The organism is Lentzea sp. DG1S-22 (genome assembly GCF_036321065.1).
Classification (GTDB): domain Bacteria; phylum Actinomycetota; class Actinomycetes; order Mycobacteriales; family Pseudonocardiaceae; genus Lentzea; species Lentzea jiangxiensis.
This window is the reverse complement of record NZ_CP143276.1, coordinates 4,581,850-4,608,189: the sequence shown is the minus strand read 5'-3', so window position 1 is coordinate 4,608,189 and position 26,340 is coordinate 4,581,850. Positions and strand designations below refer to the sequence as shown.

The window sequence follows — 26,340 nt, the reverse complement described above, 5'->3', positions numbered from 1 at the left end:
CCCATGACACAAGAGATCCTGGTCGTGGGCGCCACCGGCAAGACGGGCCGCCGGGTGGTCCGAAGCCTGGAGACCCGCGGCGTCACCGTCCGCAAGGCCTCCCGCTCCACCGGTTTCGACTGGAACGACACCACCACGTGGAAGCCGTTCCTCGAAGGCGCCGACGCCGTATACCTGATCGCCCCGGAAGACCCGGCAGCGGCGGCCCCGTTCACCGACCTGGCCACCACCGCGGGCGTCCGCCGCTTGGTCCTGCTCTCCGGCCGGGGCCTCGACGAGACACCACCGGCCCTCTTCGAAGGCATGCGAGCCGCCGAAGCGGCGCTCCGTGCCGGCACGGCGACGTGGACCATCCTGCGGGCCAACAACTTCAACCAGAACTTCTCCGAAGAGGTCTGGCAGGCCGAGGTCGAGTCCGGCACCCTGTCCCTCCCGGTCGACGACACCCCGGAGCCGTTCGTCGACGTGGCCGACATCGCCGAGGCGGCCGCCCTGGCCCTCACCACCGACGACCACCACGGCCGGACCTACGACCTCAGCGGCCCGGAACCCATCACGTTCGACACCGCGCTGGCCAAGATCTCCGCGGCCACCGGCCGCACCACCACCCTGACCCGCCTGACCCCGGACGAGTACGCGCAGCACCTGCGCGCCCAGGGCGTCCCCGACGAGGTGGTCACCGAACTGAACATGCTCTACGAGGGCATGCGAGCAGGCGTGCTGGCCACCCCGACCACCGATCTCGAGACCCTCCTGGGCCGCCCGGCCACCAGCTTCGACGCCTACGTGGCAGAAACCTGGTCCTGACGAGGCAACAACAGGTGCACGGCAAACCCCGCGGCCGTCGCCAGCACCGCCTGGTAGACGACCGAGACCTGGTACCCGCCGCCCACGAGGAACGCGGCGTCCAGCCCGGTCGTCCACCAGCCGGCCAGCTCGCCAAGCCCCACCACGTGCCACCCGAAGAACCCGGCACACCACCCGGCAACGGCCCAGGCCGCCCGCCCACCCCGCCGCACCAGCAGCACCACCGACACCGCGGCCACGGCGTTGAAGGCGAGCCCGATCCCGGTCAGCGTGGCGTCGGCACTCCAGACCAGGCCGGCCACCGTCTGCAGCACCAGAACGCCAACGACCAGCCCGATGCCCAACCGCGTCTTGTCCACGACCCGATTATTCAGCCGAGGGTCCACAGTTGTTCGTTGCACTGCGTCCGAGGCCATTCGGCCTCCCATTGCTGCATATGGCGGCTGTCTGGGCGGCGTTTGGTTGAAATCGTTCCCAAGTGGGTCTTGGGGACATCACCGCAGACGCGGTGCGCACGGCGCTGACGGAACACGACCGCATGGGGTTGGCGGAGTTCTGCGACCACCACGGCTTCGACCGGCTGCGCAACTACGTGATCGCCGACGGCGGCCGCCGGTACGGCACGCGGGTGATCGCCGCCGCTGCCCACGGCCACCTGCCTGATCGCGCGCCGTTGCAGCCGTCGGACGTCGCGGACGACGACGCGGTCAACGAGACCTTGAAGAGCCTGGGGTTCGAGGTCAAGGAACTGCGGCCGCCCAAGTGGACGCGGGAGGAGCTGATCCTCGCCTGCTCGCAGCTCTTCTCGAACAACCGCGTGGCGCAACGAGCGAACGACCCGGCGGTGCGGGAACTGGCGCAGCTACTGCAGCGGCTGCCGTTCCACGCCCCACAGGACCGCGGACTCAACTTCCGCTCGGTCAACAGCGTCCAGCGCAAGCTCTACGACCTGCAGACCAGCCTTCCGGACTACGTCAAGAAGGAGACCCGCGGCGGAGCCCTCGACGAGGTCGTCATCGACGAGTTCAGGGCCAATGAGATCGACATGCACCGCCAGGCCGCCGCGATCCGAGCACAACACGAAACCAGGGCTTGGGCCTTGTTCTCCGCAGAGGGCGAGCGGAAGTACGGCGGCAACACCGGCTACCCGGACGTGCTGGGGTCGAGCTACGTCTACGACAACAACGTCGGCCGCTCCCAGCAACTCCGCGAAGGCCACGTCATCGCCATCCGCGACGGCGAGGACGTGCTCGGCGTCGCCAGGATCTCCCGCATCGACCACCAGGAGGACGTGCCGAAGGAGCAGAAGGTCTGCCCGCGTTGCCTGGGCGGCCGCTTCGACGAGCGCAAGGTCCAACGCCCCCGCTACCGCTGCCGCCGCAACGACTGCCACCACGAGTTCGAGCAGCCTGAAACCAAGCCCACCAAGGTGACCCAGTACGTCGCCTACTACGGCGGCACCTGGCGCGCGCTCGACGGCGCCATCACCGCCGACGAGCTCAAGGAAGCGTGCACCGACGAAGCGGTGCAGAACGCCATCCGCCCCTTGGACGTGGACAAGCTGGAAGCGATGCTCGCTCGCGTCGCCGTGCCGCTGCCCTCGCAGGTGGCGGAAGAACGTGTCGCGACCAAGGTGAAGGCCGCACGCCGCACCATCACAGAGCGGGACGAAAGCGCCGGTGCCGACGACGAGACACCCAGGGGAGGCCGGCGCGAAAGCAAGACGAAGGCCCGAAACGGCCAGGACAAGTTCAGGAAGAAACTGGTCCAGCACTACGGCCACGTCTGCGCGATCACCGGCCCCTGCCCCGCCGAAGTGCTGCAGGCGGCGCACCTCCGCAGCTTCGCCGAACACGAGACCCACAACCTGGACGAGGGCGTCCTGCTCCGCGCTGACGTGCACCTGCTCTTCGACAACGGCCTTCTGGCGATCGACCCCACCACCTGGCGCGTGGTTCTCGCCCCATCGCTGAGCGACTACCCGGACTACGCCAAGTTCGACGGCGCCGAGTTCGCGGTGGGCCCGTGCAAGCAGGCGATCACGGACCACTTCGTCGCAGTCACCGCGAACTGGATGTAGGCACCCGGCTGGAACGACGAAGGCCGCCGACCTGTCGGTGCAGGTCAGCGGCCCTTCAGTCCAGCGCCCCTGGCAGGATTCGAACCTGCGACCTCGGGATTAGAAGTGATGCAATCGATATTCTCTACTGAATCTGCCTGCGCTTTTGTTGAGGAGCCATGCCCCATGTGTCCACTTGAGGTCATCGTTCTCCGGTGGCTGGCTCCACGAGTGGCTCCACGATGACAGGCGCGACGGACCACACCGAATGGCGCGCGCCTCCCGCCGCGCGCTGCGGCTGGTCGGCCAGCTCGCCCCGCAGCCCGAACGCGACCACGCCGACGAGGTCGCCGTCCGCACCGACGCCCAACGCCGACTGGCCGCCGTCGTCGCCGCGATCGCGAAGCTGCCGCAGTCCGAACGCGAGATCGCCCAGCTCTGCCTGCTCGGCGACCTATCCACCGCCGACGCCGCCACGCTGCTGGGCATCACCGAGTCTGCCCGACCTGCTAGGACCTCCGATGATCGACCAGCTGCCCGAGTCCCGGACCCTCCCCGACGACGTCCGCGTGCGCGCCCGCCGCCGGCTGTCCGAGGGCATGCATCCCGGCGGCGATCAGGGCAACCGCACGCCTGCCCTGATCGCCGCCGGGGTCAGCCTCCTGGCCGCCGGAGCCGTGTACGCGGGGCAGTAGCTGATCGTCCTTTGTGGATCAGGGTGTCGTTGTGCGGGGTGCGGTCTGAGATCCGCCACCTTTCCTTGCGGCAGTCGGTATGGTCTGGGTCACATGTCCGACTCAGAAAGGGCAAGGATGTTTGACTCGCAGGATCTCGGTGTTGAGCGGACTCTCGTTCTGTTGAAGCCTGATGCGCTTGCTCGTGGGCTGGCGGGACGCATCATCACACGCTTTGAAGACGCTGCGCTGAAGATAGTTGGTGTCAAGATGAAGCTCATGGATGCGGAGTTCACTCGCAAGCACTATTTCGACCTTGAAGAACGTGCGGGATCTGACATCTACAACACGACCGCCGGATTTATGCAAAGTGGCCCTGTTATCGCATTGGCTCTCGAAGGTGTGGAAGCAGTCGCCAAGGTGCGGAAGATCATCGGTGGCACCTTCCCTGATCAGGCTCCGCCGGGCACGGTTCGTGGCGACTTTGCTCATCAGACAAAGGCATCGTCTGAAGTGAACGGCAAGGCAGTGATGAATCTTGTCCACGCTTCTGGAAACTCCGAAGAAGCGGAGTATGAGGTGAAGCTTTGGTTCTCGGCTCCAGAACAGCACGAATACGAAACTCTCGTCGAGAAGTTCGCTTATTGATCTGAGGCGGAGTGGTTTGATGGCGGGCGATCCTGAATCCTTGGCATCGCTAGATGAGCTTATTTCGACATTCCATTGTGAAATCGTCGCAAGTAAGCGTGTGGCAGCCGAGACCGCGTATGCGCTAGCCTTCCGCTACCGAAACGAGGACGTGGGTGGTCGGCGCAGATTCGATCTCTCGAAGAAATGGGCGATGTGCGCGGTTAGTCTTCTTGAGGCTCTTCCATCCGAAGAGTTAGAGCAGGTAGTAAGTAGTCGAGCCTCGGTTGGCGGCATCGCCATTCCGGAGCTGCTGCACTCGGGTGTTGTTCGGCGACGCCTTGCGGACGTATTGATCTAGTGGATAGGTAATGAGGATGGCAGAGCTTAGCAGCAATCTAATAGTCCGCGGGGAAAACGTACAGACACTTTATAGTAGTTTCGTGGCTGGCGCCTTTGTGGTTAATCGTCGCTATCAACGCAAGCTGGTTTGGTCGACATCGGAGAAGGCGGCGTTCATTGACTCGCTGCGCAGACAATTGCCGGTTCCGCTGATCCTCACCGCCGAGCGAACGCTTGAGAGTCAAGTCGCTCTGGAACTCATCGATGGATTGCAGCGCTTGAATGCGGTTTTTTCCTTTATCGAGAACGAGTATTCAGTCGACGGTGGCTACTTCGATCTTGAGACCCTTGCGGAGACGAAGCTTCGCCGCGACAACGGTGACCTTGTTCAGAAACAGCCAGCCCTGGACCGCAACGAGTGTGTACGGATTGCTAACTATGTTCTTCCGATATCGACGTATAGGGCACCAGGTGAGGACCTGATCGAAGAAGTATTCCGTCGAATTAACTCCAATGGGCGCTACTTGTCGCGTCAGGAGATTCGTCAAGCAGGAGCAGTGTCGACATTTGCGGATCTCGTGCGCGAAGTATCTTGCTTCGTTCGAGGCGATGCTTCTGTGCGAAGCCTCATCAAACTGGGAAACATGCCCGCGATTAGTATTACAACGGATGAAGGTGGTACTGGCGTATACATTGAGGATGTTTTCTGGGTCCACCACCGAATTTTGGAGAGGGACCAGGTTCGGGAATCCCGTGATGAGGAAATCATCGCTGATCTCCTGGCAAGCATGGTTCTCGATTCTATGCCTCGATATCACTCCGAGGTGCTTGATGAGTACTATGGACTGAAGTCTGGTGATGCGGGTGACAAAAGGCGAGAACGTATTGAGGCGGCCATTCAACGCGAAGACCCCGAGCTGATCAAGCGAAGGTTTGAGTACGTTCATGGAGAGCTTGAGGCCATACTGAAGGAATCCGGTAAGACGTTCACAAAGCTTATCTTTAAAAGTTCTCGTCAGCGAGTTCCGCGGTATTATTCGACTATATTCCTTGCTCTCTATGACCTCCTCATTCGTCGTGACCGCGTCATCGAAGATTATTCCAAGATGGTCAAATCGCTTGATGGTATTGGCGATCGCGTGCTGAGGATTGCTTCCGGTGGTGGAACTTGGTCTGCGGAGAATAAGCGGGACAACGTCAACAACGTCGTAGGCAACCTTGAGAAGGCCACCGTTCCGGCTAACGGTAAGCGAGATGTCCTGCTTGAGGCCAATGAGTCTCGAATTCACCGCCTTCTGCAAGCGGCGCTCGCTGAGCACTCACTTTTTGAGCTAAAACAGGGCCTGCACTTGCTCGACAGTTCAATGAAGTTCGATGAACGCTCATTTGAACGAATCCTCCACGCCATTACCGCAATTGCCAGCGACGGCCCGGATGCAGTGGGATACATCATCGTTGGCGTAGCAGATGATGAGGCGGCGGCAAAGCGTGTCCGTCAGATTCACAACGTGACGCTGATGCGCGAACACGGATTCTATATAACCGGAATCGACCATGAGCTATTGCATCACGGTGGTACTGTCGACGGCTACCAAAGCTTTCTATCCGGCAAGTTCAAAAGCTCAGATCTCGACCCTGACGTAAAATCGCAAGTTCTTCGGGACATGCGACCTTCGCGGTACAACGGGCGAACAGTCATTTTGCTTACGGTGAAGGGGGCTTCCTCTGAGCCTGTAACTTATCGTGATAAGTGGTACGAGCGACAGGGACCCAGTACGGTTGAGGTTCCGGCGCGTGAAGTGGGAAGGCTTTTTTCTCGTTTCCCGACTCGCTAGTTCCCGCACAGCCTGAAATTCGTTCCCTTGTTGTGTCAAGCTCCGGTGTTAGGCTGACACCGGAGCAGTGACATAGATTAGAGCCCTGGCAAACATGCTGTGAGTCGGGACGGTTTCCCTTACGTGCCTCGATGCGGAGCCAGTCGGTGGTGCCTCATTCTAGGAATCCTGGTCAGATTCGGAAGCTGTACCGAAAGTGATGAGTACCGGTTTGTGAATCACTTCACTCATTTTTGTCTCGTCGCGACCGCAGCCATATTCAAGATTGACTAGTATGGTTATTTCGTCTGATCCATAAGGCCAGCGCGCAACTGCACCGTCGAGTATTAGGTGCATAAGCGTTCGACTAGGTAGGGTGCGGCCAATCTCAAGCGGTATGGACATGGCTGGCAAAGCGTACGTCCTTAAGAGAAGATCGTACCCATTCCTGAGGCAGCCGGCGTACACTCGATCGCCTGTGGCCTTTGTCAGCATGACCGGTGAGTCCCATGTAAGTATTCCGTCCTGGTCGGCGCCTTTCTGTAATAGATCGACTTTGGCGGTAAAGGGTAAGGGGAGATCGCTAAGAGCTTTTGCGTTGGCGTCGCGTTCTCTGTCTGGATATGGATACTCGTCAACATGCAGTGTTGCGCGAGCTATCGTCCCACGGCCGATGTCGCAGTGCATCCGGAAGTATGCTGCGATCTGAGGCAGTGGCCACTCATTGAATGGTCGCTGGTATATTTGTCCGAATACGCTAACGACTGGATCTTCTAACTCTGCGTCCGCAAGACGAGTATAGAAGTTCATTAGAGCGGCGGTGCTGCTAGAGTCGCGTAATATCTTGTTCAGTGCAGATTGTGCGGCACGTTCGTGTACGGTTGACGCCATATCATTCCAGTGGTCGATTAGGGTTGGTATTCGTAGTGGGATCCGGCGTGCGCGCAACGCCGGAGCCCACTATTTTTATTTTGACAAAATTCTGTCGAGGTGTCGCTGAACAGGCTCAAAGAATGGGTACGGAACGTAGCTCGTCAGTTCGCTGTGTTTGACCCAAGCCAACGAGTCAAGCTCGTCATCATCAACAACGCTGGCTTCGCCTTCGACTGAATCGAAAGCGACATAGATCATCGTTCTACCTGTATTGGGGTGGACCCGTTCGCCGAGCTTCTTACCGTTGACGACCGTGATTCCGGTTTCCTCGTTTGCCTCACGGGCGGCAGCGCTCTCTGGCGACTCGTCGGCCTCTACCTCGCCGGCTGGAAACTGCCAGGATAGGCTACCTTCCTTAATTCGACGCCTGACGAGTAGCACCGCGCCATCCTGAATCACTACGGCGGCCGCAATCGGTGGCCGCTGATCGTCAGGTGTCTGTTCGCTCACTGTTCCGTACCTCCAGGGCATCCAATATCGGAGGGAATACTGTCTCTGCAGGGATGAATCGGGTAAGCCGGTCGCTGGGCGCCCATATCACGCTGACGTTTTCCACTGCGTCCATGTTCTGTGCCTCTCCGACTAGGTACTCGCAGAGAAGGTACTCACAGTACACCTGAGTGATTGGATGCAATCGGCTGCCAAGGTGTCGTGTCACGCGGCAGTGAACGCCTGTTTCGGAAAGTGTTTCACGGATCGCCGTGGTCTCAGCTGACGCGCGCGGCTTGATCATTCCGGCGGGGAACTGCCAGGACGTAGAGCCGTTATCTTCTCGGCGCTGCACCATGAGCACGTTTCCGTCATTCACAACCACTGCGATCGCCACGCGGAGCGCGTGGCCGCTGTCCGGCGTGGTCGGTGGCTGCTTGTTCGACTCCTGTGGCTCAAGCTCCATTGTGAACCGTGTCCGCTCAGCAGCCGACAGCCGCTCAAGCACGCGGTCTAGCAGCTGCTGTGTCTCGTGACGTGGCCGGCTGTCTGGCTCCGCGTGCCACTTCGCCACTGCGCGCGGAGAGAGGCCGAGCGTGGCGGCGAAGGTCTCGTTGGACTCGCGTAGTGCGCGCTGGAGTGCGGTCGCCGTGCGGCCGGTCCACTCGCGCATGAGATCCACGGCTTACACCGCCGCTCGCCGGTGAAGTTCACTGGAGTTGCATGGAGCTTGCATCGTTCTTGCACTGGACATGCATGGTTGGTACGCGGCTTTCAGCGTTGACTCATTGGCATGAGAAACAGCCATTCGAACCCCCTACTGACCGAGTTGTTTCCGCTCGACTCCGAGGCTTCCAGCAAGTTTTTCGACGTTCTCGCTGACCTCTCGCACCTGATCGGTGAGAGCGTCGATTCCGCCGAGTCGGGCGACGATTTCGCGCAACTGATGTTCGATGACGGCCAGCCGGCCGAGGACATCGTCATCGCGGGCTGCAGGCTCCCCGACCTGCGGCGGGATGCGGCCACCCAGCACGGCTTGCAAGTGGTTGGGGTGCCAGTCGAGAGCTACGGAGAGAGCTTCGAGCGTTCGTTCACTGCGGCGGCGTTGAACGGTGTTGTTCTGGAGTTCGCCGACGATCGCTTTCGACACCTGCGAGCGTTCCGTGAGTTCTCGCTGATTCATGCCGAGTTCGGTCATGCGCTGGTTGATCGCTCTTGCGACCGCGCTCCAGTCGTCCGCCACGTATTCCTCCGCGCTCCGCCTCGCTGCTGAGCGTAGCGCGGGGGCAATTCCGCGGCCCGGACATCGAGAACGTGGCTGCGGGTTGGGCTCCCTTAGTGTCTGGATGGGATGAAATCATCCCGATCTTTTGGTCGAAATTATCCAGTATCGCTTAGAAGGGCACCAATCCCATGAACGAGAAGACCGAGAACGCCCGACCGGCGTTCTACACAGTCAGAGAGGCCGCCCGGATTCTGCGGGTCGCGCCTTCCACCCTCTATCGAGTGATCAGGGAAGGCGACTTCCCGGCGGTGCAGTTGCGCACCCGCTACGTCGTTCCCGCCGCAGCGCTTGAGCAGTTGCTGAACGAGGCGACGGCGACCGGTGGGCTCGTCGACCCCGCACGTATCGCCGCTGAGCGGCGCGCGGCCCGCGAGTTCGCGCAGAAGTCCGGGGGTGCGTGGTGAACCCGGAGGACTACTACGAGGTGGTGGCGGCCGAGTTGGACCGCTACGCGAAGGTGCCGGACGAGGTGCTGTTGGAGATCGTGACGCGGGACGGCGTGTGCATGTGGTTGTGGGCCGACGGCGACGGTCCCGAGTGGAAACAGGAGGAGATCAGCGACCGCGAGGCTGCTGCGCGGTTGTGTGCGGGCTGCTCGGTCCGGGGCGTGTGTCTGGAGTGGGAGCTGCGTACGGCCGGTGAGGACTCGGTGGGTGTGTGGGGTGGTCTGTCGCAGGAGGATCGCCGTGAGGTGTTCCGGGTGTGGCGTGCTCGCCGTGAGGGTGGTGGGTCGTCGTGACGATCGACCTGACTCCGACGCAGATGCTCGCGGTGGTGGGTGTGGTCGTGGTGCTGCTGTGGGTCTGGCGGGCGAGTGCTCGGCGGGCGAAGGCAGCGGCGAACGCGGCACGTGCCGGTGCTCGGTTGCTCTCCTTGACCGGGCGGGTGCTGGTGATGGCCGGTGCGATCGTGAGTGTGCAGTGGGCGGTGATCACGCATCGGGGCGACGTGACGCTGTTGCTCGTGGTGCTGGGTCTGCCCGCGTTGTTCGCGGCGTACACGCTGACGAGGGCGCTCACGATCACCACGCACGAGGGTCCCCGTCGGGGTGAGCGGCGATGAGGACGCCGATCAGGGTTCGGGAAGGGGTGGTCGCCTTCGGGCGGCCACCCGCCGCCCCGGCTGCCGAGAGGCTGGCTGCTGATGCGGCGGAGGCGGCGGAGCTGCGGGCGTACGCGACGCATCCGGATGTGATCGCGTTGCGGGTCGAGCGGGTGCGCGCTCAGGTGGACCGGTTGTGCTGGTCGGGGATCGTGCTGGGTCTCGGGTTCACGATGATCAACGTGCAGTCGTTCGCGGCGGCGGGTACGCCGGCGTGGTCGCTGCCGTGGCTGGCGGCGTGGTTGCTCGACCCAACGGTGTCGCTGGTGTTGCTGGCGATCCTGCGGGCTGAGCAGGTGACCGCTCGGTACCGGGTGCGGACGGGTGCGTGGACGCGACGGGCGAAGTGGTTCACGCTCGCCGCCACCTACGTCATGAACACCTGGCACTCGTGGGCGGCCGGATCGGTGTCGGGTGTGGTGCTGCACTCGGTTCCTCCGCTTGTGGTGTTCGTCGCGGCGGAGGCGGTGACGGACCTGCGGGACAAGCTCACGGAGGCGGTGTCGGCGGCGTTCACGGAAGCGTCCACACGGGCCGTACAGGTCACCGCGGATTCACCCGCGGTGGCTGTTCATGAACCTGCGAAGCCTCTGCGACACAGCAGGAAGGCGCAGCGGCGAGTGTCGTTTGAGGATTACCTGGAGCGGGCGCGTGAGCAGTGGTCGCCTGGTGTCGTGGTGAGTCCGGCGTGGGTCCGTGGTGTCACTGGTTGCTCGCGTGGTCTGTCGTCTCGGCTGTCGGCCGCGCTGCTTGCTGAGGTGGGCGGTGGTTCCGATGACTGATCACGGTCAGGAACTTGCCGGCGTGGACCAGGCGCTGCCCGTGCGGCAGGTGCTCGAAGGCGAGTTCGTGAACGGCATGTCCCCGTCTCCGCGCGTGTCGTGGTGGCGGTGGTTCGTGAACGGGTGGCGGCGTTCACCGCGTGTGCCGTTGTGGGCGAAGGACCGTGTTCACGCGGTGCAGGTCGCGAAGGATGTTGTCGTGGCGGTGCTGCGTTCTCCGTTCCGGTTCGTGGGCGCGGTGGTGCGTGGGCTGGTGGTCGCGGTGCGGTGGTGGCGGTCGTGGGTAACGGTGCGGGACTACCGCGAAGCTGCCGAGCAATCGGAGAAGCTTGCGGACAAGTTCGGTGACATTCGCGCGCTCACCCTGTTCCGGTGGAAGGTCACCGGGGCCGTGGCAGCCGTCGTACCGACGGTGGGTCTGGTGCTGTGGTTGCTCTACGGGCAGAGCCCGCTGTGGTTCGCCGGAGCGGTCACTGCGGTCGCGCTGGCGGTGCTGGGCCGTCGGAAGGACGGCAGTCCTGGGCGGCGGCCGGTGCTCGCTGGACCGCGCACGCTGACGTGGACGATGGACCCGCAGGTGCTCGTGGACGCGTTCCGGGACGCGAAGCTCATCGGGAAGGACGAGACGCTGCGCCTGGTTCACCGCGCGACGCGGCAGGGCGAAGGGTGGGCGGTCACCGTCGATCTGCCCGCCACCCGCAAGGCCGTGGACGTCGTGAAGAACCGCGACGCGCTGGCGTCCGCGCTCGCCGTGGACGAGATCCAGCTCAACGTGGAACGGGTCCGGGGCAGCGGCGGGCACGCGGGCCGCGTGGCGCTGTGGGTTGCGGATGAGGACCCCTACAGTGCTCCGCCGACGCGGACTCCGCTGCTGGCTGTGCAGCGGTGGGATGCGTGGCGGCCGGTGCCGTTCGGCACGGATGCGCGTGGGGGCAGGATCGACCTGCCGTTGGTGTGGACGTCGCTGCTGATCGGTGCGATCCCCAGGCAAGGTAAGACGATGGCCGAACGGCTTGCCGCCGCGGGTTTGATCTTGGATCCGCATGTGCGGCTCTACGTCGCCGACTTCAAGAACGGAAAGGACTGGAAGGCAGCCGAGCAGGTGGCGCACCGGTTCATGGCCGGGGATGACTCCGAGCACGTGCTGAGGTTCGTGGACTGGCTCGTGGAGCTCGTGGCCGACGTGCAGGCCCGGTATCGGCGGATGCAGGAGCTCGACGACCTCACGTGCCCGGAGTCGAAGGTCACGCCGGCGATGTCCCGCGACATCGCGTTGGGCATGCCGATCACCGCCCTGGTCGTGGACGAGGTCCAGATCCCGTTGGAGGACCGCACACCGGTGGAGGTGCAGGGCAAGAAGCTCACGGCCGGGGAGTACTGCGGCGAGCTGCTGATGTGGCTCGCCAAGAAGGCACCGGCGGCCGGAGTGATCCTCCTGCTGGCGACACAGCGGCCGGACGGCAAGACCATCCCGTCCGGCCTGCGGGCGGTGCTCGGATCACGGTTCGCGCTGCGGGTCATGGACTGGCGCGACAGCAACATCATCCTCGGGGAGCAGATGAACACCCGAGGCTACGACTCCAGTCGTCTGCTGCCTTCTCACAAGGGTGTGGGCATCCTGCGCCCGGACGGCGAGACCCAGGCCGGTGCAGACGTATTGGCGCTGACGGTGCGCACGTTCTACATGCCCAACGAAGATTGGCGCGAAATCTGCGCACAAGGCCGAGCACTACGCGAACAGGAAGGAACCCTCACCGGCCACGCTGCAGGGCAGACCACACCGGCGAGGCTCGATCACGCGGCAGTGGCAAGGGCGATCGCCGGAGGTGCACCCGCACCAGTCGAGGCGGAACGCGTGGCGGAGGTCGAGTTGCCGGAACCGCTGGCGTCCGTCGTGGACTACCTCGCTGACGACGATGGGCGGGACTTCGTGCCGACGGCCGAACTCGTGGAGGCACTGGGTGTCGAGCCGAAGGGGTTCGGTCTGGACATGGCGGGGTTCGGCTGTCGCCCGACGCGTGACCGAGTGACCACAGACGACGGAGTGAGGCAGGTGCGCGGCTACGACGTGGCGGACATCCGTGCGGCGGTCGAGCGTGTCCGCCGCGCTGCTGTGGTCGAGGCGGAGGTGATCGACGATGGCCGCTGACCTGTCACAACCCGTCCCACTGGCCGCGTCACCCGTCACACGCCCTGTGACGGGTATCGAACCACCGATGACCAGCGGAAATGGGCCGCCGTGACGGGTGTGACGCGTGACGGATAACCCGTCACAACTGCCCAGAAACAGCCGTGTGCTGCGCCATCCCGAGAGACGGCGCGGCACACGGTGGTGTCTACGCGAGAGGCGGAAGCGGCACGTCAGCGTCGGGCAGCGGCAGGCCGTCACACAGGCTGGCGATGAAAGCTGTGGACGTCTCCTCGTCCCAGCTCGTGTCATCGAGAGCGCGAACGACGTTGTCGTAGCCCTCGACCGCGTCCGGTGTCTCGTCGAACAAGCTGGAGTTCTCGGTAGCCACCCACACCAGCGGCTCGTACGTATCCAGGGTCAGGTGCGTGAACGACCCCGCGAGACCTGCGTGCGCCCCCAACGCCGCAGGCACGATCCGGATGCTGACGTTCTTCCAGGCCGACATGGACAATAGGTGCAACAACTGCCCGACGTAGACCTCAGCACCGCCGATCCGCAGGTGCAATGCCAGCTCGTGGATGAAAAAGGTGCACTTCGTCCGGCTGAGCCGAAGCACGTCCTGCATCGCAAGCTGTGCCTGTACCCGGTCCAGTACCTCGTCCTGCGGCACCGTCGAGGAGGCGAGCAGTACCTCACGCATGTAGTGAGCCGTCTGCAAGAACAGCGGCACCATGTGCGTGTGCCAGCTCGTCAGCGTCCGGGCCACCTTCAGGTGTTCGACCACCGTGTGCAGCCGGACGGGGGCGCACCTGCCGTGCTGCTGCCACCAGCCCCGGATGTGCGTGTCCTGGTGAAGCGTTAGCAGACGGGCGAGTTCGCCGGCGTTGACCCGGCACATCCCCAGCAGCACGGCGACTTCGAGCTGACTGACGCCACCCTTGCCGTTCAGCAGGTTTGAGACCTTGGACGGGTCCCAGTCCAGCATCCTGGCGGCAGCGTTCCCCGTCAGGCTGGCACCCTCAAGTGCCGCACGCATACCCACGCCGAACTCACGACCACGCGCGGTCGAGAACCTTCTTGTCATACCCGGTTCCTTGCACTGGTTCCCTTGTGACACAACCTGATCAGGACGCGGCGTCCTTGAACCGCTGCGCGGCCTGCACGATCTGCTCCGACGTCTCGGCTGTCGGAAGCACCACATCCATCAGCCGCCTGAAGGTGTCTGTGTAGGGCCGCCGCTCAGCCTCGCTTTCCAGCCACGCATTCCCGTGCAGGTGGTCGAGGTGCACCACGTCGTCGAACTGCGGCTGACGGAACGACAGCAGGGAGAACGACGTCATCCCCGCGAAGGCGCCCACCTCGTCGGGCACGAGGAACACCCGCGCGCCGTCAAGCTCGGCGAACGCCGCCAGCTGGAACAACTGGTCCGCCATCACCAACGGGCCACCCACTGGCCGTCTCAACACCGCCGCTCCCAGCACAACGTCCATCCGCAGCGAGACCCCATCCGTCAAGTGCCGCAACATCTGCGCACGATGGCCGTCGGGATAGCGACGATGCCCCTGCTCGGACACTGCCCCGACCTGTTCACGGCCGATCGCACCCGAGTACTCCGGCGTGCGGACCAACGGCGGTAAGACGTCCAACGCCACCACCCGCACGTAGTTCGCCTCGGACTCCACCTCGTCATAGGTCCACTCGACACACGGCACCGTGCCACCGGTCAGCAGATCGAACCTGAGTGGATCACGCGCTCGCTGTGCTCCCCAGAACACCGGTTCACGCCGCCCATCGTCGATCCCGTGCGCGAGAGCAAGCGCCATCACATCGGCATCGGTGATCGGCGTCAGCCCGTTCTGCATGATCGACGTCTTGGCCGACGACCAGTGCACACGCTTGCTCACTTCGGACAGGCTCAAGCCGCTTTCCTGCCGCCACAACGCAACCGCGCGAGCAACAGCACGGTTCTGAAGGCTGGACTTGAAGTTCTTCGGCATCGTTTGACTCGCTCCGTGAAGTGCGATGAAGGAAGCCGACGCGACTGCGCGCGTCGCGTCGGCTCCCGCACCAGCCCTCAACCGGGCTGGTGGTCTCCGTCCGGACCTGCCGGGAGGTCGAGGAGTGAACCGAGGTTCGGATCCATGCCGAACTGGTGGAGCACCGTCATCCGGTACGCGACGAAGCCGTACCTGACCAGCACTTCCAATGCCTCGTCCGGCGAGAGGTTCGCGTACCGCTGAACCCGCGTCAGCATCTCGTCGGTCAGCGGCGCTAGCCGGAACTGTCGCGCAACGTTCATCGGATCTCCTTGGCCGGAGCCAGAGGGCTGCGGAAGAGACAGCCGACGCACGGCATGCCGTCCGGGGCGGGAAGTAGTTCCGCCGCACCAGGCATGATCACAAGACCGCAGTACGCCGTGAGCGATGTCGGAATCTCGTCGTCAGGTGGCGCCGGAACGAGGTGGCACACCCGCTGTGTCTCGCCGACCTCTCCACGGCGCAGGCGCACGAGAAGAACCGTGCGGTTCACCTCTGGCACGACGCCACCTCGCGGAGCCGTGATTCGCCGAGCCGATGCCTGCCGCCCGTGCTGGGCGGCTGGACCGGGGTGAGTTCCTGGGTGTCCTCGGTACGCGCGGCCGGTATGACGGGATGAGTGGCCTCGTCCGGACATTCGGCGGCTTGGAGGTCGTCCAAGACGTCCTGGACCTCCTCGCTTGCCCACGTTGCTTCCTGCGCCGCTTCTCGTGCCAGCCGGACGTATCGGCGACCGAGCGCAATCACGTACACCAGCGGCAACACGAGCCAGATCAAGAACAGGGCGATTCCGCCCGCGTCCTTCGCCAGTTCACTCCACACCGTTACCCACCCGCCTCTGTCCGCGTGAAGGAGGCACTCGAAAGACCCGTTGCGCAGAGGTCTGTGCCAGACTGAAATCAAGCCTGACGTTGATCCGGGCACCTGAACATGACATGCGGATGCCATGAGTGCGCCGTTTGAGCGCCACTGGTGGTGGGGAGGTCGGGATGACCGCGAAGACGTTGACGGCGACACCTGCCCGCACCGTGCTCGAAGAACAGATCAAGGCGCGACAGTTGACCTACGAGGAGTTCGTCGAGTTCGCGACGGACTTCGCGCGCGAGCACGACGAGCCGGGCACGCTCAGCGTGCGGCATCTCCTACGGCTGGTCGCCGGAGTGCGGAAGGACGGAACGCCGCTGGGGCCGGTGCGGCCTGCCAACGCCCGGTTGCTCGAACGCATCTTCGGTCTCTCGATAGCCGAGCTGCTGTCGCCACCTCAGCAGCCGGACGCGCACACGGCCGTGCACCCGTTGCGGGTAGCGATAGCGGTCGTGCTGAGGGGTTCAGAGGTGTTGGTCGTGCGTCGCCGTGGTGACGATGGATCGGCCGGATGGCAGTTTCCGGCGGGAATGGTCAAGCCTGGCGCGGCACCAGAGACGATCGCCGTGCGCGAGACGCTCAGTGAGACGGATGTTCACTGCGTCGTGCGTGGGGGACTGGGGACGAGGCTGCACCCGGCGACACAGGTTCTCTGCGAATACGTGCTCTGCGACTACGTCGCCGGCGCGGCCAAGAACGTTGACGCGTTCGAGAACGCGGACGTGCAGTGGGTGGACAAGTCGAGCTTGATCGGTCTCATTCCAGCCGAACGCATCTACCGGCCGGTGTTGAAGGCGCTGGACCTGTAGCGGCTACTTGTTCGCGCGCCTGTTCTTCAAGCTGACGACGTTCGCGAAGCTCGACTCACTCAACGGCGCCACTACCGCGCGCTTGCCACGACTTGCCGTGACGAGTCCGTCTGCCTTCAGTTCGGCGACCGCGCGGTTCGCCGTTCCCGCTGCCACGTTGTAGCGCTGGCAGAGTTCGACGACGGTCGGGATGTTGTCCCCAGGCTTCAGCGCGCCGCACACGATCGCGCCGCGCAGATCAGCGGCGATTTGTTGGTAGGGACCCCGGATTTCGGGCTCCATTGTGCTGGTCGCCGAACCATCGACGTCGATGGAAACCGGCATGGTCGGCATGCGGCCGCGAAGGTTTCCGGCCGCGCGCTGATCTGCCTCCGAGACCCAGGCGGAGTACACCCGCAGCGTCGTGGCGCCACCGCCGCCGTGTCCCAGGCGTCCGGCGACGGTTCGCGGGTCCACGCCTGCACTGATGAGTTCAGTGGCCGAGTAGTGGCGCAGTGAGTGAAGGTCGGTGTCGATCTCCAGCTTCTCGCAGAGACGGGAGAAGCGCTGCGAAACCGTGTCAGGCTTCCAATAGGTGCTGTGGTCGATCGAGTTCGAGAAGATCCGACCATCCCGCTTGAGCTTCTGTGCGAACTCGGCCGCCTTGTCTTCGCACTGCTGTCGGTACGCGCGGAGCAACGCGATGGTTTCCGCGTCCAGAGCGATGCGGCGTTGCTGATGGGTCTTGGTGTCCTTCTCCCAGGTCTCTTTGCCCTCTTGTCCGATGCTCGTCTTGATCTGGAGAACGGCCCGGTCCAGGTCGAGGAGATCCCACCGGAGCGCACACATCTCGCCACGCCGCGCTCCCGTGACCATCGTCAGCCAGACAAAAGTGCCCCACGCGAAGTCTCGGAAGGCCGCGCTGACGACGGCTGCCGCTTCTTCGGGCTCCGGCGGATGGGGGTTGGGCGTCGGAGTGGGGGGAGTCTCGGCCTGGTTCAGCGGGTTGATCCTGAGCCAGTCCCACTTGACGGCACGTTTCAGGGCTCCGCCGAGGATTGAATGGATCTGCCGGATGGTCGAAACGTCCAAGCCGCGGCACACGTGCTTCTTGCACTTCTCGTTGCAGACGTGCTGCCGCTTCGTGCGATGTTCGATGAAGTTGCCCTTGCCGCCGCAGTGGGCGCGGCACGCGCGCAACGTCGCGTAGAAGGTGTCGATGGCGTGAGCGTCGAGCTTGGAGAGCTTGAGGTGACCGATCAGCGGCCGGATGTGGTTCCGGATCTTGCCCTCATAGCCGATGCGCGTGCTCTTATCGACGTTGATCTTTCCCAGGTACTCGTCCAAGAGCGCGTCAACCGTCGCGTTGGTGCGAGGGTTGCGCTGCTCGTCGACCTGGTTGAGGAACCTCGTGCGAACCCGCTCAGCTTCCTTCTGAAGCTCCGGGTGTGTGTGCGGGATGGTCTCTGTCAGGAAGTTCTTCCTACCCGTGATCGGGTCCTTCCCGGCGTAGACCCGCACCTTCAGCGAGCCGCTGGGGAGCGGGAGGATCTCGCCCCGCTGCTTGGGCTTGGAGGGTGTCTTCCGAGGGGCCATAGAGCCACGGTAGGGCAGGTTGGCTCCACGTGTGGCTCCACTGAAGCGGCCTAAGATCAAGAACGAAGAAGGCCGCTGACCTGTCTATGCAGGTCAGCGGCCTTGTTTTCCAGCGCCCCTGGCAGGATTCGAACCTGCGACCTCGGGATTAGAAGTCCCTCGCTCTCTCCACTGAGCTACAGAGGCTGGAGGGGTGCGCAGACGGCCACGAACTGTGGCCACCGATGCCCCCACCGGACACATCGTCCGGAGTCGATCGACCGTTTCCGCCCTACGACCAAATGGGTGATGAAAACGGCCTAAACGTGACGCGGATCACGTCTGGCGGGCCGTCGAGGCTCTCTCCACGAGGGAAACGTCGAGTCTCGTCGGCCGGGGTGGTCTGCCGCCGGCCAGTAATTTCAGGGCCAGTTCGCCGGCTCGGCGGCCCTTGTCGGCCAGGGGTTGACGCACCGTAGTCAACGGTGGGTCGCTGTAGGCCGCCTCGGGGACGTCGTCGAAGCCGATGACGGAGATGTCGTCCGGGACGGTGAGGCTCAGGTCCCTGGCCGCTTGCAGGGCGCCGAAGGCCAATTGGTCCGACGTGCACAGCAAGGCGCTCGGGCGGGGCTCGCGGGTGAGCAACCACCGCGCGCCCAGCCGTCCGAGTTCGCGGTCACTGCCGCGGGCCTCCCACACCGGAACATTGTCCGGTTTCACCCCGGCTTTTTCCAAAGTGTCGAGGTAGCCGCCCAGGCGGTCCCGGCTCACGCGGAACGGCACGTCCGAACGGCGCTCTTGCGAGACCGGGCCCGATGCTCCGTCCGGGTGCAGGGCGAAGGTCAGGATGCCGAAGCGGGTGTGGCCGAGGTGGAGCAGGTGTGAGGCCGCGGCGCACGTGCCGGCGTAGTCCTGGACCTCCACCCGCGCGGAGTCCGGCAGGACGGGCTGGTCGATCACGACCAGCGGCAGGCCGCGGGCCGCCACGGCGTCGAGGGCCGGGGCGGAGTCCGGGAGCGAGTAGGCGACCATGACGTCCGCCTGGGCCCGCGCGACGATCGACGGGCGCGGGCCGCCGGTGGAGTTGCCCGGCATCAGGACCAGGCTGTGGTCGTGGCCGTCGACGGTGGAGGCGAGGCCGTCGAGCACGATCGACAGCGCCGGATCGGAGAAGGCGCCGGACAGGCCCTGGGGCAGCATGAAGCCGACGGCCGCGGACGAGCGGGTGGCCAGGGAGCGGGCGACCGGGTCGGGGCCCGCGTAGCCCAGGGAGCGCGCCGTTTCGAGGATGCGTTCGCGCAGCGACGACGAGAGCTGGTCCGGGCGGTTGTACGCGTTCGACACCGTTGCCCTCGAGACCCCCACGGCCGCGGCGACGGTGTCCAGCGTCGGCCTGCGTCGGCGGTCGGAGTCCACGGACGCATCGTATGCGAGAGATCGCACCTCTACCGCTGGCGCTGCTGAAGCGCTTCAGTCATGCTGGGACGCATGTCCCCACGTCTGGCCACGTTCGTCGTGTTCCTCTTGAACGGCGCTGTGTTCGGCACCTGGGCCGCCCGTGTGCCCGCGCTCGCCGGGCAGGTCGGCGCAGAGGTGGGCAGTCTCGGGCTCGCGCTGCTCGGGGCGAGCGTCGGGCTCGCGGTGACGGCGCCGCTGGCGGCACGGATTTGCGCGGTCTACGGGTCGCGTGGCGTGCTGATAGCGAGCAGTCTCCTCAGTCCGTTGCTTCTGCCCGTGCTCGCGCTGTCGGAGTCACCGCTGCAACTTGGGCTGAGCCTGGTGGCACTGGGCGCGAGCATCGCCGCGATGGACGTGTCGATGAACGTCGCGGCGGTTGTGGTCGTTCGCAGCCTGCAGAGGCCGTTGATGCCGCAGTTCCACGCCGGGTTCAGCGTCGGCGGGCTCATCGGGTCGTTGGGCAGCGCCGCCGCCGCTCAGGCGCATTGGACGCCTATGAGGCACTTCCTTCTCGCGGCGTTCGTAGGCCTTGTGGTGACCGCGCTCATCGCGAAGAGCATTCCCGGTGGCGTAGGGGAGCGGCACAGGGAAGAAGTCTCCGAACGGGAGAACGTGCTCAAGAGCCCGGTCCTCTGGCTGTTGGCGAGCGTCGCGCTGTGCAGCGCTATCGCGGAGGGGGCGGCGGCGGACTGGTCGGCGCTGTTCATGGTCCGTGAGCGGGGCATGGGCGACGCAGCGGGTGCATACGCCTATGCCGGTTTCTCGGTCACTATGGGGCTCGCACGGTGGTTCGGCGAACCGATCCAGCGCAAGCTCGGTCCTCACCGCCTGCTCGCCGCGGGCGGTGGCCTCGCCGCGGCGGGACTGGCGCTCGCGGTGCTCGTCCCGCACCCCGCCGCCGGGTACGCCGGGTTCGGTCTGGCCGGCCTGGGGCTCGCGTTCTCGTTCCCGGTCGTCATGGACCTGGCCAGCGAGACCGGCAAGCGCGCGGACGGCAGCGGTGGCGAGCGTCAGCTCGGACTGGTGACGACCATCGCCTACACCGGGTTCCTCGCCGGGCCGCCGATCGTGGGTGGCCTTGCCCACGTCAGCTCTCTCGTGGTGTCGCTCGGGTTCGTGGCGCTGGTCACCGCGCTGATCATCCCGGCGACCCTGCTGGCCAGGCGTGCGGCTAGGCGGACGGCATCCGTTTGAGCGCTTCCTGGGCGATCGGCGCCAGCGAGTCGCGCGCCTTGGCCTCCGTGGCGCCGCCGCCGATGCCGATGGCGACCAGCAGCGACTCCTCGCGCGTCACGGCGATGGTGGCGGTGCACACCATGTCCTTGGCCTCCTGGCCGCAGCTCAGCCACGTGGCGTGCTTGCCCGTCTCGACCGCGCGGCCGTCCTTCTGGATCCTCTTCGACTCGTCGAACGACCGGTACGGCACCGCGACCAGCACGTATGCGTTCTCCTTGAGCGTGTAGAGGCACGAGTTCGCCATCTCCGGGCGCGGCACGGGGTTGAACCTGAGCGTTCCGACCGGCTTGAGGTCCTTCTCCGTCACCAGCGCGCACGGGTCGACGCCCGCGGTCTTGCGCGGCTTCTCGATGGCCAGCGGCGGCAGCGGCGCCGCGATGGGTTCGCCCTGGACGCGGTAGGCGCAGCCGGCCACGGAGAGCGCCACGAGCAGCAGCAGGAGAGAACGGCTCACACGGGGCAACACTAGAGGGTCGTAGGCTCCATGACGTGCCAATCGAACGCTCCACCAGAACGGGTTTGGTGCCCCTCGTCGTCATCGGCTTCGCGGTGGCGGCCCTCGCCGCCGTCGCGCTCAGCTCGTTCGAGAGCAACCCTCCGGCAGGGCTGCTCATCGTGCGCGTGCTGACCGAGACGGGTGCGGTGGTGACCATCGGCTCGTTGTTGTTGGCGGCTTTCCTCGTACCACCGCAGAAGTCCGGCACTCTCGCAGCGGACGGTTACGCCGCGATGCGCACAGCCGGGTGGTTCGCGCTGGTGTGGCTCGTTGGCGCCTTGTTGTCCGTGCCGTTCAACACAGCGGCCGCGATCGACCGTCCCGTGAGCTCGTTCAGCTTCAGCCAGATGATGGCGACGGCGATGCTGCTGGAGCAGTCCAAGGCGTGGATGCTGACGGCGATCATCGTGGCGTTGCTCGCACTCGGCTGCCGCCTGGTGCTCTCGTGGGGATGGACGACGGTCCTGCTGTTCGGCGCGATCTTCGCGCTCGTCCCGGCTGCGGTCACCGGCCACTCGTCGTCGGGCGGGTCGCACGACATGGCGACGAACAGCCTGTTGTTCCACCTCATCGCCGCGGTGCTGTGGGTGGGCGGCCTCGTCGCGTTGCTGGCGCACGGCAGGCGTGGCGGCGCTCACCTCCCGCTGGCCACCACGAGGTTCTCGAAGATCGCGCTGGTCAGCTGGATCGTGATGGCCGTCTCGGGCGTGGTGAACGCCCTCGTGCGCATCACGCCGACCGATCTCGTGACGTCCACCTACGGCTGGCTGACGCTGGGCAAGCTCGCCTGCCTGCTGCTGCTCGGCGTGTTCGGCTACTTCCAGCGCGAACGCGGCGTCAAGGGCGTGGTCGACGGCAGGCCGCACGCGCTGCTCAAGCTCGCCGGCGTCGAGTTCCTGCTGATGATGTTCACGATCGGCCTGGCCGTGGCGCTGGCCCGCACGCCTCCGCCCGGCGGCAGCGTCGAGCTGCCCAGCCGCGTGGAGATCGCGATCGGCTACGACCTCGACGGCCCGCCGACCCTCGCGAGCATCCTCTTCGACTGGCGCTTCGACCTGATCTTCGGCACCGCCGCCCTGGCGCTCGCGCTGCTCTACGTCCTGGGCGTGCGCAGGCTGACCAAGCGCGGTGACAGGTGGCCCGTAGGACGCACGGTCGCGTGGCTGTGCGGCTGCTTCACGCTGCTGTTCGCGACGTCGTCGGGCATGGGCCGGTACTCACCGGCGATGTTCAGCGTGCACATGGAAGCCCACATGGTGCTGTCCATGTTGACCCCGATCCTGTTCGTCCTGGGCGGGCCGGTCACGCTGGCGTTGCGCGCGCTGCCGGTCAACAAGGAGGTGCCGGGACCGCGCGAGTGGGTGCTGGCCTTCGTGCACTCACCGGTCGCGCGCCTGCTGACGAACCCGTTCGTGGCGCTGGCGCTGTTCGTCGGGTCCTTCTACGCGCTCTACTTCTCGGGGCTGTTCGAGGCCGCGCTGCCGTTCCACTGGGCGCACCTCGCGATGAACGCCCACTTCATCCTCGCCGGCTATGTCTTCTACTGGCCCGTGATCGGCGTGGACCCGTCACCGAACAAGCTGCCGCCGCTCGGGCGGTTGGGGCTGTTGTTCGCGTCGATCCCGTTCCACGCGTTCTTCGGCGTCGTGCTGATGAGCTCCGCGACCGTCATCGGCGAGCAGTTCTACCGCGGCCTGGCGTTGCCGTGGGTGCAGAACCTGCTGGAGGACCAGCGGCTCGGCGGCGGCATCGCCTGGGCGGCGGGGGAGATCCCGTTGCTGGTGGTCATGGTCGCCCTGCTCACGCAGTGGGCGCGGCAGGACGGCCGGGACGCGAAACGGCTGGACCGCAAGGCCGACGCCGATGGCGACGCCGACCTCGAGGCCTACAACGCGATGCTGCGCAAGATGGCCGGGAAGGATTAGACCGACAGCGGCCGGCGGAAGCCGCGGACCGCGAAGAACGCGCCCACCAGGGCGATCACGCCGCTCGTGAGCAGCGCTCCGGCCACCCCGGTGACCGGGTGGGCGAGCGCCAGGCTGCGGGCGGCGTCGACCGCGTAGGTCAGCGGGTTGACCTTCGCGATCGCCTGCAGCCAGCCGGGCAGACCGGTGACCGGCACGAACGCGCTGGACGCGAACATCAGCGGGAACATCGCCAGGAAGCCGACGGTCTGCATCAGCTCCGCCTTGCGGACCCACGCGGCGATCGCGATGAACACCCAGCTCAGCGCCCATCCGACGACCAGCGCGAGGCCCAGGGCGGCCAGGGTGCCGGCCATGCCGCCGTCCGGGCGGAAGCCGAACACCAGGACGCCGAACGCGATCATCAGCACGAGCTGGAACGCGGTGCGGACCGCGTCGGACAGGTTGCGTGCCAGCAGAACCGTGCTCGGGCGGATGGGCAGCGAACGGAACCGTGCGAGCACACCGTTCGACATGTCCTGCACGAGCCCGATGCCGGACGCGAGAGAGGACTGCATCGCGGTGTTCACGAGGATCGCGGGCAGCAGGAAGTTGATGTAGCTCATGCCCGGCGGGAAGTTCGCCGTGGAGGTGATGCTGCCGAAGATCTGGCTGAACAGCGTCAGCATGATCAACGGTTGCAGGATGCTGAAGAACACCAGCGCGGGCGTGCGCAGCAGCGCACGCAGAGAGCGGCCGGTCAGCACGAGGACTTGCATCGGGTAGCTGCTGCCGTGCCAGGTCAAAGTCGCCATGATTTCCCCCTAGTTCGCGGCGAGCGTGAGGTAGACGTCGTCCAGAGTGGGCTCTTTGAGGCCGATTTCGTGCGCCTCCAAGCCGTTGTCGTCCAACGCGCGCACGACCGTCGCAAGGTCGCGTGACGCGCTGACGGGGGTCGTGAGCGTGAGGCCTTCCGCGACGGGCGTGAGCCCGACGGCGGAGATGGCCCGCACCGCGGTGTCCACATCGGACGCGGTGTCGAGCGTGACCGTCACCGTGCGCTGGCCGACCTGGGCCTTCAGCTCGGTCGAGGTGCCGGACGCGACGACCTTGCCGTGGGACAGCACGGTGATCGAGTCGGCGAGCCGGTCGGCCTCGTCGAGGTACTGGGTCGTGAGCAGCACGGTCGTGCCGTCCGCGACGAGCTTCTCGACGATCTCCCACATCGCGAGGCGGCTCGCCGGGTCGAGTCCCGTCGTCGGCTCGTCCAGGAACAGCACCTCGGGGTTGCCGACGAGCGACGCGGCCAGGTCGAGGCGCCGCCGCATGCCACCCGAGTAGGTCTTGGCGTTGCGCTTCGCGGCGTCGGTGAGGTCGAACTGCTCCAGCAGGTCGTCCGCGCGCTGGTGGGCCTGCCGGCGGCTCGCGCCGAGCAGCCGCGCGATCAGCACGAGGTTGTCGTGGCCGCTGAGCTGCTCGTCGACGGCGGCGAACTGGCCGGTGAGGCCGATGCGGCTGCGGACCTCGTGACTTTGCTTCACCACGTCGAACCCGGCGACCTTCGCGCTGCCACCGGACGGCGGCAGCATCGTGGTGAGGACGTTGACCAACGTGGTCTTGCCGGCTCCGTTGTGGCCGAGCAGGCCGAGAACCGAGCCCTTCTTCGCGGTGACGCTCACGCCGTCGAGCGCGTTCACGTCGCCGAACTTCTTGCCCACCTCGTGGGCTTCGATCATGAGCTCAGTCATCTGTTCCCCCTGGTCGGAGTGCTCCGTGCAGGAACAGCTCCACGATGGCGGCGGGTTCGGCGGTGGTCTCGCCGAAGCCCGTGCCCATGCGGTTCGTGAAGACGGCGCCGAGCAACATCCGCCCGGCGAGGTCGGGACTGACGCGCAGGTCCGCGTCGCCGAACAGCCCGGCGACGGCGTCGGTCAGCTGCTGCATGCCGACCGGCGGCCCCTTGTGCTTGCTGTGGTCCTCGTCGCGCGGGTGGTAGCCGGACTCGCGCAGCGCGCCGATGACGCCCCACATGCGGTCGAGGTAGCCGCTGAACGCCGCCACGCCCGCGGTCAGCCGTTCCTCCAGCGGCACGTCCGCCGGGATCGCCCCGAGGCGGGCGACCTCCTCGTCGGAGTGCAGCGCGCGCTGGATGCACGCGTCGAGCAGCTCCGCCTTGTCCTTGAAGACGCGGAACACCGTGCCTTCCGCGATCCCGGCCGCGGCGGCGATCTGGCTGGTGGTGACGTTCGCGCCGGCCTTCACGACGAGCGGAAGCGCGGCCTGGACGATCGCTTCGCGGCGGTCCTCCGGGCTCATCGCGGGGGCGCGGCGGCGGCGTGGTTCCTCTGGCACGTCCGCCACCTTATGAGTGAGCACTCACTCATGTCAATGAGTGGGCGCTCACTCACTCGCGCGGCTCCAGCGCCGCACTAGCACACGACCCCGACGATTCCGCTGTTCGAGGCGCTCCAAGATCTCGACCTGTCCACAACCCGCGAGTAATCCACAGATCCGCGCATGCCCGGCCCGCCCCAGCCACCCCCGGAGCACTCTGGACCGGAACCTGCGACCTGGAGGCGAGCCCGATGTCCTGGAATTCCACCATGATCACCGTTGTTGGCACTGTCGTCAGCGACATCACGTACAAGCACGGCGAGGACGGCAAGACGAACGCGTTCTTCCGGATCAGTTCGACCGAACGCCGGTACAACACGGCGCTCGGCGAGTGGGAGGACGGCGAGACCTTGTGGCTCGGGGTGTGGTGCTGGCGCAAGCTGGCCGACAGCGTGAAGACCACGCTGTCCGAAGGTGATCCTGTGATCGTCCACGGCAAGCTGCGCATCCGCACCTACGAGAAGGACGACGTGAAACGGCAGTCGTTCAACGTCGACGCGGCACACGTCGGACTGGATTTGAGCCGAGTGCAGTCACTGGGCGCCGCCCCGCTCGTTGAACCGCGCGTCGCCGACGACCCGGCCGAGGAGCCGGTCCCGTTCTGA

Annotated in this window: 28 protein-coding genes and 1 tRNA gene; 14 read left to right on the top strand and 15 right to left on the bottom strand. The window is 65.4% G+C overall.

From position 1 onward, the window contains the following. Positions 1-3: 3 nt before the first annotated feature. Complete coding sequence (locus V1227_RS21030; RefSeq protein ID WP_329787297.1) at positions 4-807, top strand: NAD(P)H-binding protein; 804 nt, start codon at positions 4-6, stop codon at positions 805-807. Here the strand turns inward: V1227_RS21030 and V1227_RS21025 are convergent. Next, positions 783-1,166: a hypothetical protein gene (locus V1227_RS21025; RefSeq protein WP_329787296.1), complete on the bottom strand. Its 384-nt coding sequence runs from the start codon at positions 1,164-1,166 to the stop codon at positions 783-785. The genes V1227_RS21030 and V1227_RS21025 overlap by 25 nt on opposite strands. Before the next feature lie 119 nt (positions 1,167-1,285). Here V1227_RS21025 and V1227_RS21020 point away from each other — a divergent pair, with 119 nt between their 5' ends. The 4 genes from V1227_RS21020 (at position 1,286) to V1227_RS21005 (ending at position 6,344) form a co-directional block, all read left to right on the top strand. After that, positions 1,286-2,887, top strand: a complete 1,602-nt coding sequence (locus V1227_RS21020) for an HNH endonuclease (protein WP_329787295.1) — start codon at positions 1,286-1,288, stop codon at positions 2,885-2,887. Between the two features lie 500 nt (positions 2,888-3,387). Then, positions 3,388-3,561 carry a hypothetical protein gene (locus V1227_RS21015; protein ID WP_329787294.1) on the top strand — a complete coding sequence of 58 codons (174 nt, stop codon included), beginning with the start codon at positions 3,388-3,390 and terminating at the stop codon, positions 3,559-3,561. 93 nt (positions 3,562-3,654) lie between these two features. Continuing rightward, positions 3,655-4,188 carry a nucleoside-diphosphate kinase gene (locus V1227_RS21010; protein ID WP_329787293.1) on the top strand — a complete coding sequence of 178 codons (534 nt, stop codon included), beginning with the start codon at positions 3,655-3,657 and terminating at the stop codon, positions 4,186-4,188. A gap of 422 nt (positions 4,189-4,610) precedes the next feature. Continuing rightward, positions 4,611-6,344: a DUF262 domain-containing protein gene (locus V1227_RS21005; RefSeq protein ID WP_329787292.1), complete on the top strand. Its 1,734-nt coding sequence runs from the start codon at positions 4,611-4,613 to the stop codon at positions 6,342-6,344. Positions 6,345-7,289: 945 nt separating this feature from the next. On the opposite strand, the gene V1227_RS21000 is transcribed toward V1227_RS21005, so the two are convergent. From V1227_RS21000 to V1227_RS20990, 3 genes are all read right to left on the bottom strand, one after another. Beyond that, on the bottom strand, positions 7,290-7,706 hold the full coding sequence (locus tag V1227_RS21000; RefSeq protein ID WP_329787291.1) for an NUDIX hydrolase: 417 nt from the start codon (positions 7,704-7,706) through the stop codon (positions 7,290-7,292). Beyond that, a complete protein-coding gene (locus tag V1227_RS20995; RefSeq protein ID WP_329794071.1) occupies positions 7,687-8,358 on the bottom strand; it encodes an NUDIX hydrolase in 672 nt (223 codons plus the stop codon). The genes V1227_RS21000 and V1227_RS20995 overlap by 20 nt, the downstream gene beginning before the upstream one ends. 144 nt (positions 8,359-8,502) lie before the next feature. Next, on the bottom strand, positions 8,503-8,928 hold the full coding sequence (locus V1227_RS20990) for a helix-turn-helix domain-containing protein (protein ID WP_329787290.1): 426 nt from the start codon (positions 8,926-8,928) through the stop codon (positions 8,503-8,505). Positions 8,929-9,098: 170 nt separating this feature from the next. Between V1227_RS20990 and V1227_RS20985 the strand changes: the two genes are divergently transcribed. The 5 genes from V1227_RS20985 to V1227_RS20965 are packed head-to-tail and all read left to right on the top strand — an operon-like array spanning position 9,099 to position 13,002. Beyond that, entirely contained in the window at positions 9,099-9,374 is a 276-nt protein-coding gene (locus V1227_RS20985; protein WP_329787289.1) for a helix-turn-helix domain-containing protein, read from the top strand. Continuing rightward, on the top strand, positions 9,368-9,709 hold the full coding sequence (locus tag V1227_RS20980; RefSeq protein WP_329787288.1) for a WhiB family transcriptional regulator: 342 nt from the start codon (positions 9,368-9,370) through the stop codon (positions 9,707-9,709). Before V1227_RS20985 ends, V1227_RS20980 begins: the two co-directional genes overlap by 7 nt. Further along, positions 9,706-10,032, top strand: a complete 327-nt coding sequence (locus V1227_RS20975; protein ID WP_329787287.1) for a hypothetical protein — start codon at positions 9,706-9,708, stop codon at positions 10,030-10,032. Before V1227_RS20980 ends, V1227_RS20975 begins: the two co-directional genes overlap by 4 nt. Then, positions 10,029-10,853: a hypothetical protein gene (locus V1227_RS20970; RefSeq protein ID WP_329787286.1), complete on the top strand. Its 825-nt coding sequence runs from the start codon at positions 10,029-10,031 to the stop codon at positions 10,851-10,853. Before V1227_RS20975 ends, V1227_RS20970 begins: the two co-directional genes overlap by 4 nt. After that, complete coding sequence (locus V1227_RS20965; protein ID WP_329787285.1) at positions 10,846-13,002, top strand: FtsK/SpoIIIE domain-containing protein; 2,157 nt, start codon at positions 10,846-10,848, stop codon at positions 13,000-13,002. The genes V1227_RS20970 and V1227_RS20965 overlap by 8 nt, the downstream gene beginning before the upstream one ends. 187 nt (positions 13,003-13,189) lie before the next feature. On the opposite strand, the gene V1227_RS20960 is transcribed toward V1227_RS20965, so the two are convergent. The 4 genes from V1227_RS20960 to V1227_RS20945 all read right to left on the bottom strand — a co-directional run bounded on the left by V1227_RS20960 (position 13,190) and on the right by V1227_RS20945 (position 15,842). Next, a complete protein-coding gene (locus tag V1227_RS20960; protein ID WP_329787284.1) occupies positions 13,190-14,068 on the bottom strand; it encodes a DUF5753 domain-containing protein in 879 nt (292 codons plus the stop codon). A 40-nt stretch (positions 14,069-14,108) separates the two neighbouring features. Then, the gene (locus tag V1227_RS20955; RefSeq protein WP_329787283.1) at positions 14,109-14,981 is read right to left on the bottom strand and encodes a DUF5753 domain-containing protein; all 873 of its coding nucleotides are present in this window, start codon (positions 14,979-14,981) and stop codon (positions 14,109-14,111) included. 77 nt (positions 14,982-15,058) lie between these two features. Continuing rightward, the gene (locus V1227_RS20950) at positions 15,059-15,283 is read right to left on the bottom strand and encodes a hypothetical protein (RefSeq protein ID WP_329787282.1); all 225 of its coding nucleotides are present in this window, start codon (positions 15,281-15,283) and stop codon (positions 15,059-15,061) included. Positions 15,284-15,509: 226 nt separating this feature from the next. Further along, on the bottom strand, positions 15,510-15,842 hold the full coding sequence (locus V1227_RS20945; protein WP_329787281.1) for a hypothetical protein: 333 nt from the start codon (positions 15,840-15,842) through the stop codon (positions 15,510-15,512). 167 nt (positions 15,843-16,009) lie between these two features. Here V1227_RS20945 and V1227_RS20940 point away from each other — a divergent pair, with 167 nt between their 5' ends. Beyond that, positions 16,010-16,693, top strand: a complete 684-nt coding sequence (locus tag V1227_RS20940; protein WP_329787280.1) for an NUDIX hydrolase — start codon at positions 16,010-16,012, stop codon at positions 16,691-16,693. Positions 16,694-16,696: 3 nt separating this feature from the next. On the opposite strand, the gene V1227_RS20935 is transcribed toward V1227_RS20940, so the two are convergent. The 3 genes from V1227_RS20935 to V1227_RS20925 all read right to left on the bottom strand — a co-directional run bounded on the left by V1227_RS20935 (position 16,697) and on the right by V1227_RS20925 (position 19,663). Then, positions 16,697-18,268, bottom strand: a complete 1,572-nt coding sequence (locus V1227_RS20935) for a tyrosine-type recombinase/integrase (RefSeq protein ID WP_329787279.1) — start codon at positions 18,266-18,268, stop codon at positions 16,697-16,699. Between the two features lie 113 nt (positions 18,269-18,381). After that, positions 18,382-18,454 (bottom strand) — tRNA-Arg (locus V1227_RS20930). Between the two features lie 129 nt (positions 18,455-18,583). Further along, complete coding sequence (locus V1227_RS20925; protein WP_329787278.1) at positions 18,584-19,663, bottom strand: LacI family DNA-binding transcriptional regulator; 1,080 nt, start codon at positions 19,661-19,663, stop codon at positions 18,584-18,586. Positions 19,664-19,735: 72 nt separating this feature from the next. Here V1227_RS20925 and V1227_RS20920 point away from each other — a divergent pair, with 72 nt between their 5' ends. Continuing rightward, complete coding sequence (locus V1227_RS20920) at positions 19,736-20,899, top strand: MFS transporter (RefSeq protein WP_329787277.1); 1,164 nt, start codon at positions 19,736-19,738, stop codon at positions 20,897-20,899. On the opposite strand, the gene V1227_RS20915 is transcribed toward V1227_RS20920, so the two are convergent. Next, positions 20,877-21,395: a hypothetical protein gene (locus V1227_RS20915; protein WP_329787276.1), complete on the bottom strand. Its 519-nt coding sequence runs from the start codon at positions 21,393-21,395 to the stop codon at positions 20,877-20,879. The two genes, V1227_RS20920 and V1227_RS20915, sit on opposite strands and share 23 nt — an antisense overlap. Before the next feature lie 35 nt (positions 21,396-21,430). On the opposite strand from V1227_RS20915, the gene V1227_RS20910 reads away from it, so the two are divergent. Next, a complete protein-coding gene (locus V1227_RS20910; protein ID WP_329787275.1) occupies positions 21,431-23,362 on the top strand; it encodes a cytochrome c oxidase assembly protein in 1,932 nt (643 codons plus the stop codon). Here V1227_RS20910 and V1227_RS20905 read toward each other — a convergent pair. The 3 genes from V1227_RS20905 to V1227_RS20895 are packed head-to-tail and all read right to left on the bottom strand — an operon-like array spanning position 23,359 to position 25,693. Beyond that, entirely contained in the window at positions 23,359-24,156 is a 798-nt protein-coding gene (locus V1227_RS20905) for an ABC transporter permease (RefSeq protein ID WP_329787274.1), read from the bottom strand. The genes V1227_RS20910 and V1227_RS20905 overlap by 4 nt on opposite strands. 9 nt (positions 24,157-24,165) lie before the next feature. Further along, positions 24,166-25,089 (bottom strand): ATP-binding cassette domain-containing protein, encoded by a 924-nt coding sequence (locus V1227_RS20900; protein WP_329787273.1) that lies wholly within the window; start codon positions 25,087-25,089, stop codon positions 24,166-24,168. Next, a complete protein-coding gene (locus tag V1227_RS20895; RefSeq protein ID WP_329787272.1) occupies positions 25,082-25,693 on the bottom strand; it encodes a TetR/AcrR family transcriptional regulator in 612 nt (203 codons plus the stop codon). The genes V1227_RS20900 and V1227_RS20895 overlap by 8 nt, the downstream gene beginning before the upstream one ends. 251 nt (positions 25,694-25,944) lie before the next feature. Here V1227_RS20895 and V1227_RS20890 point away from each other — a divergent pair, with 251 nt between their 5' ends. Next, positions 25,945-26,340, top strand: a complete 396-nt coding sequence (locus V1227_RS20890) for a single-stranded DNA-binding protein (RefSeq protein ID WP_329787271.1) — start codon at positions 25,945-25,947, stop codon at positions 26,338-26,340.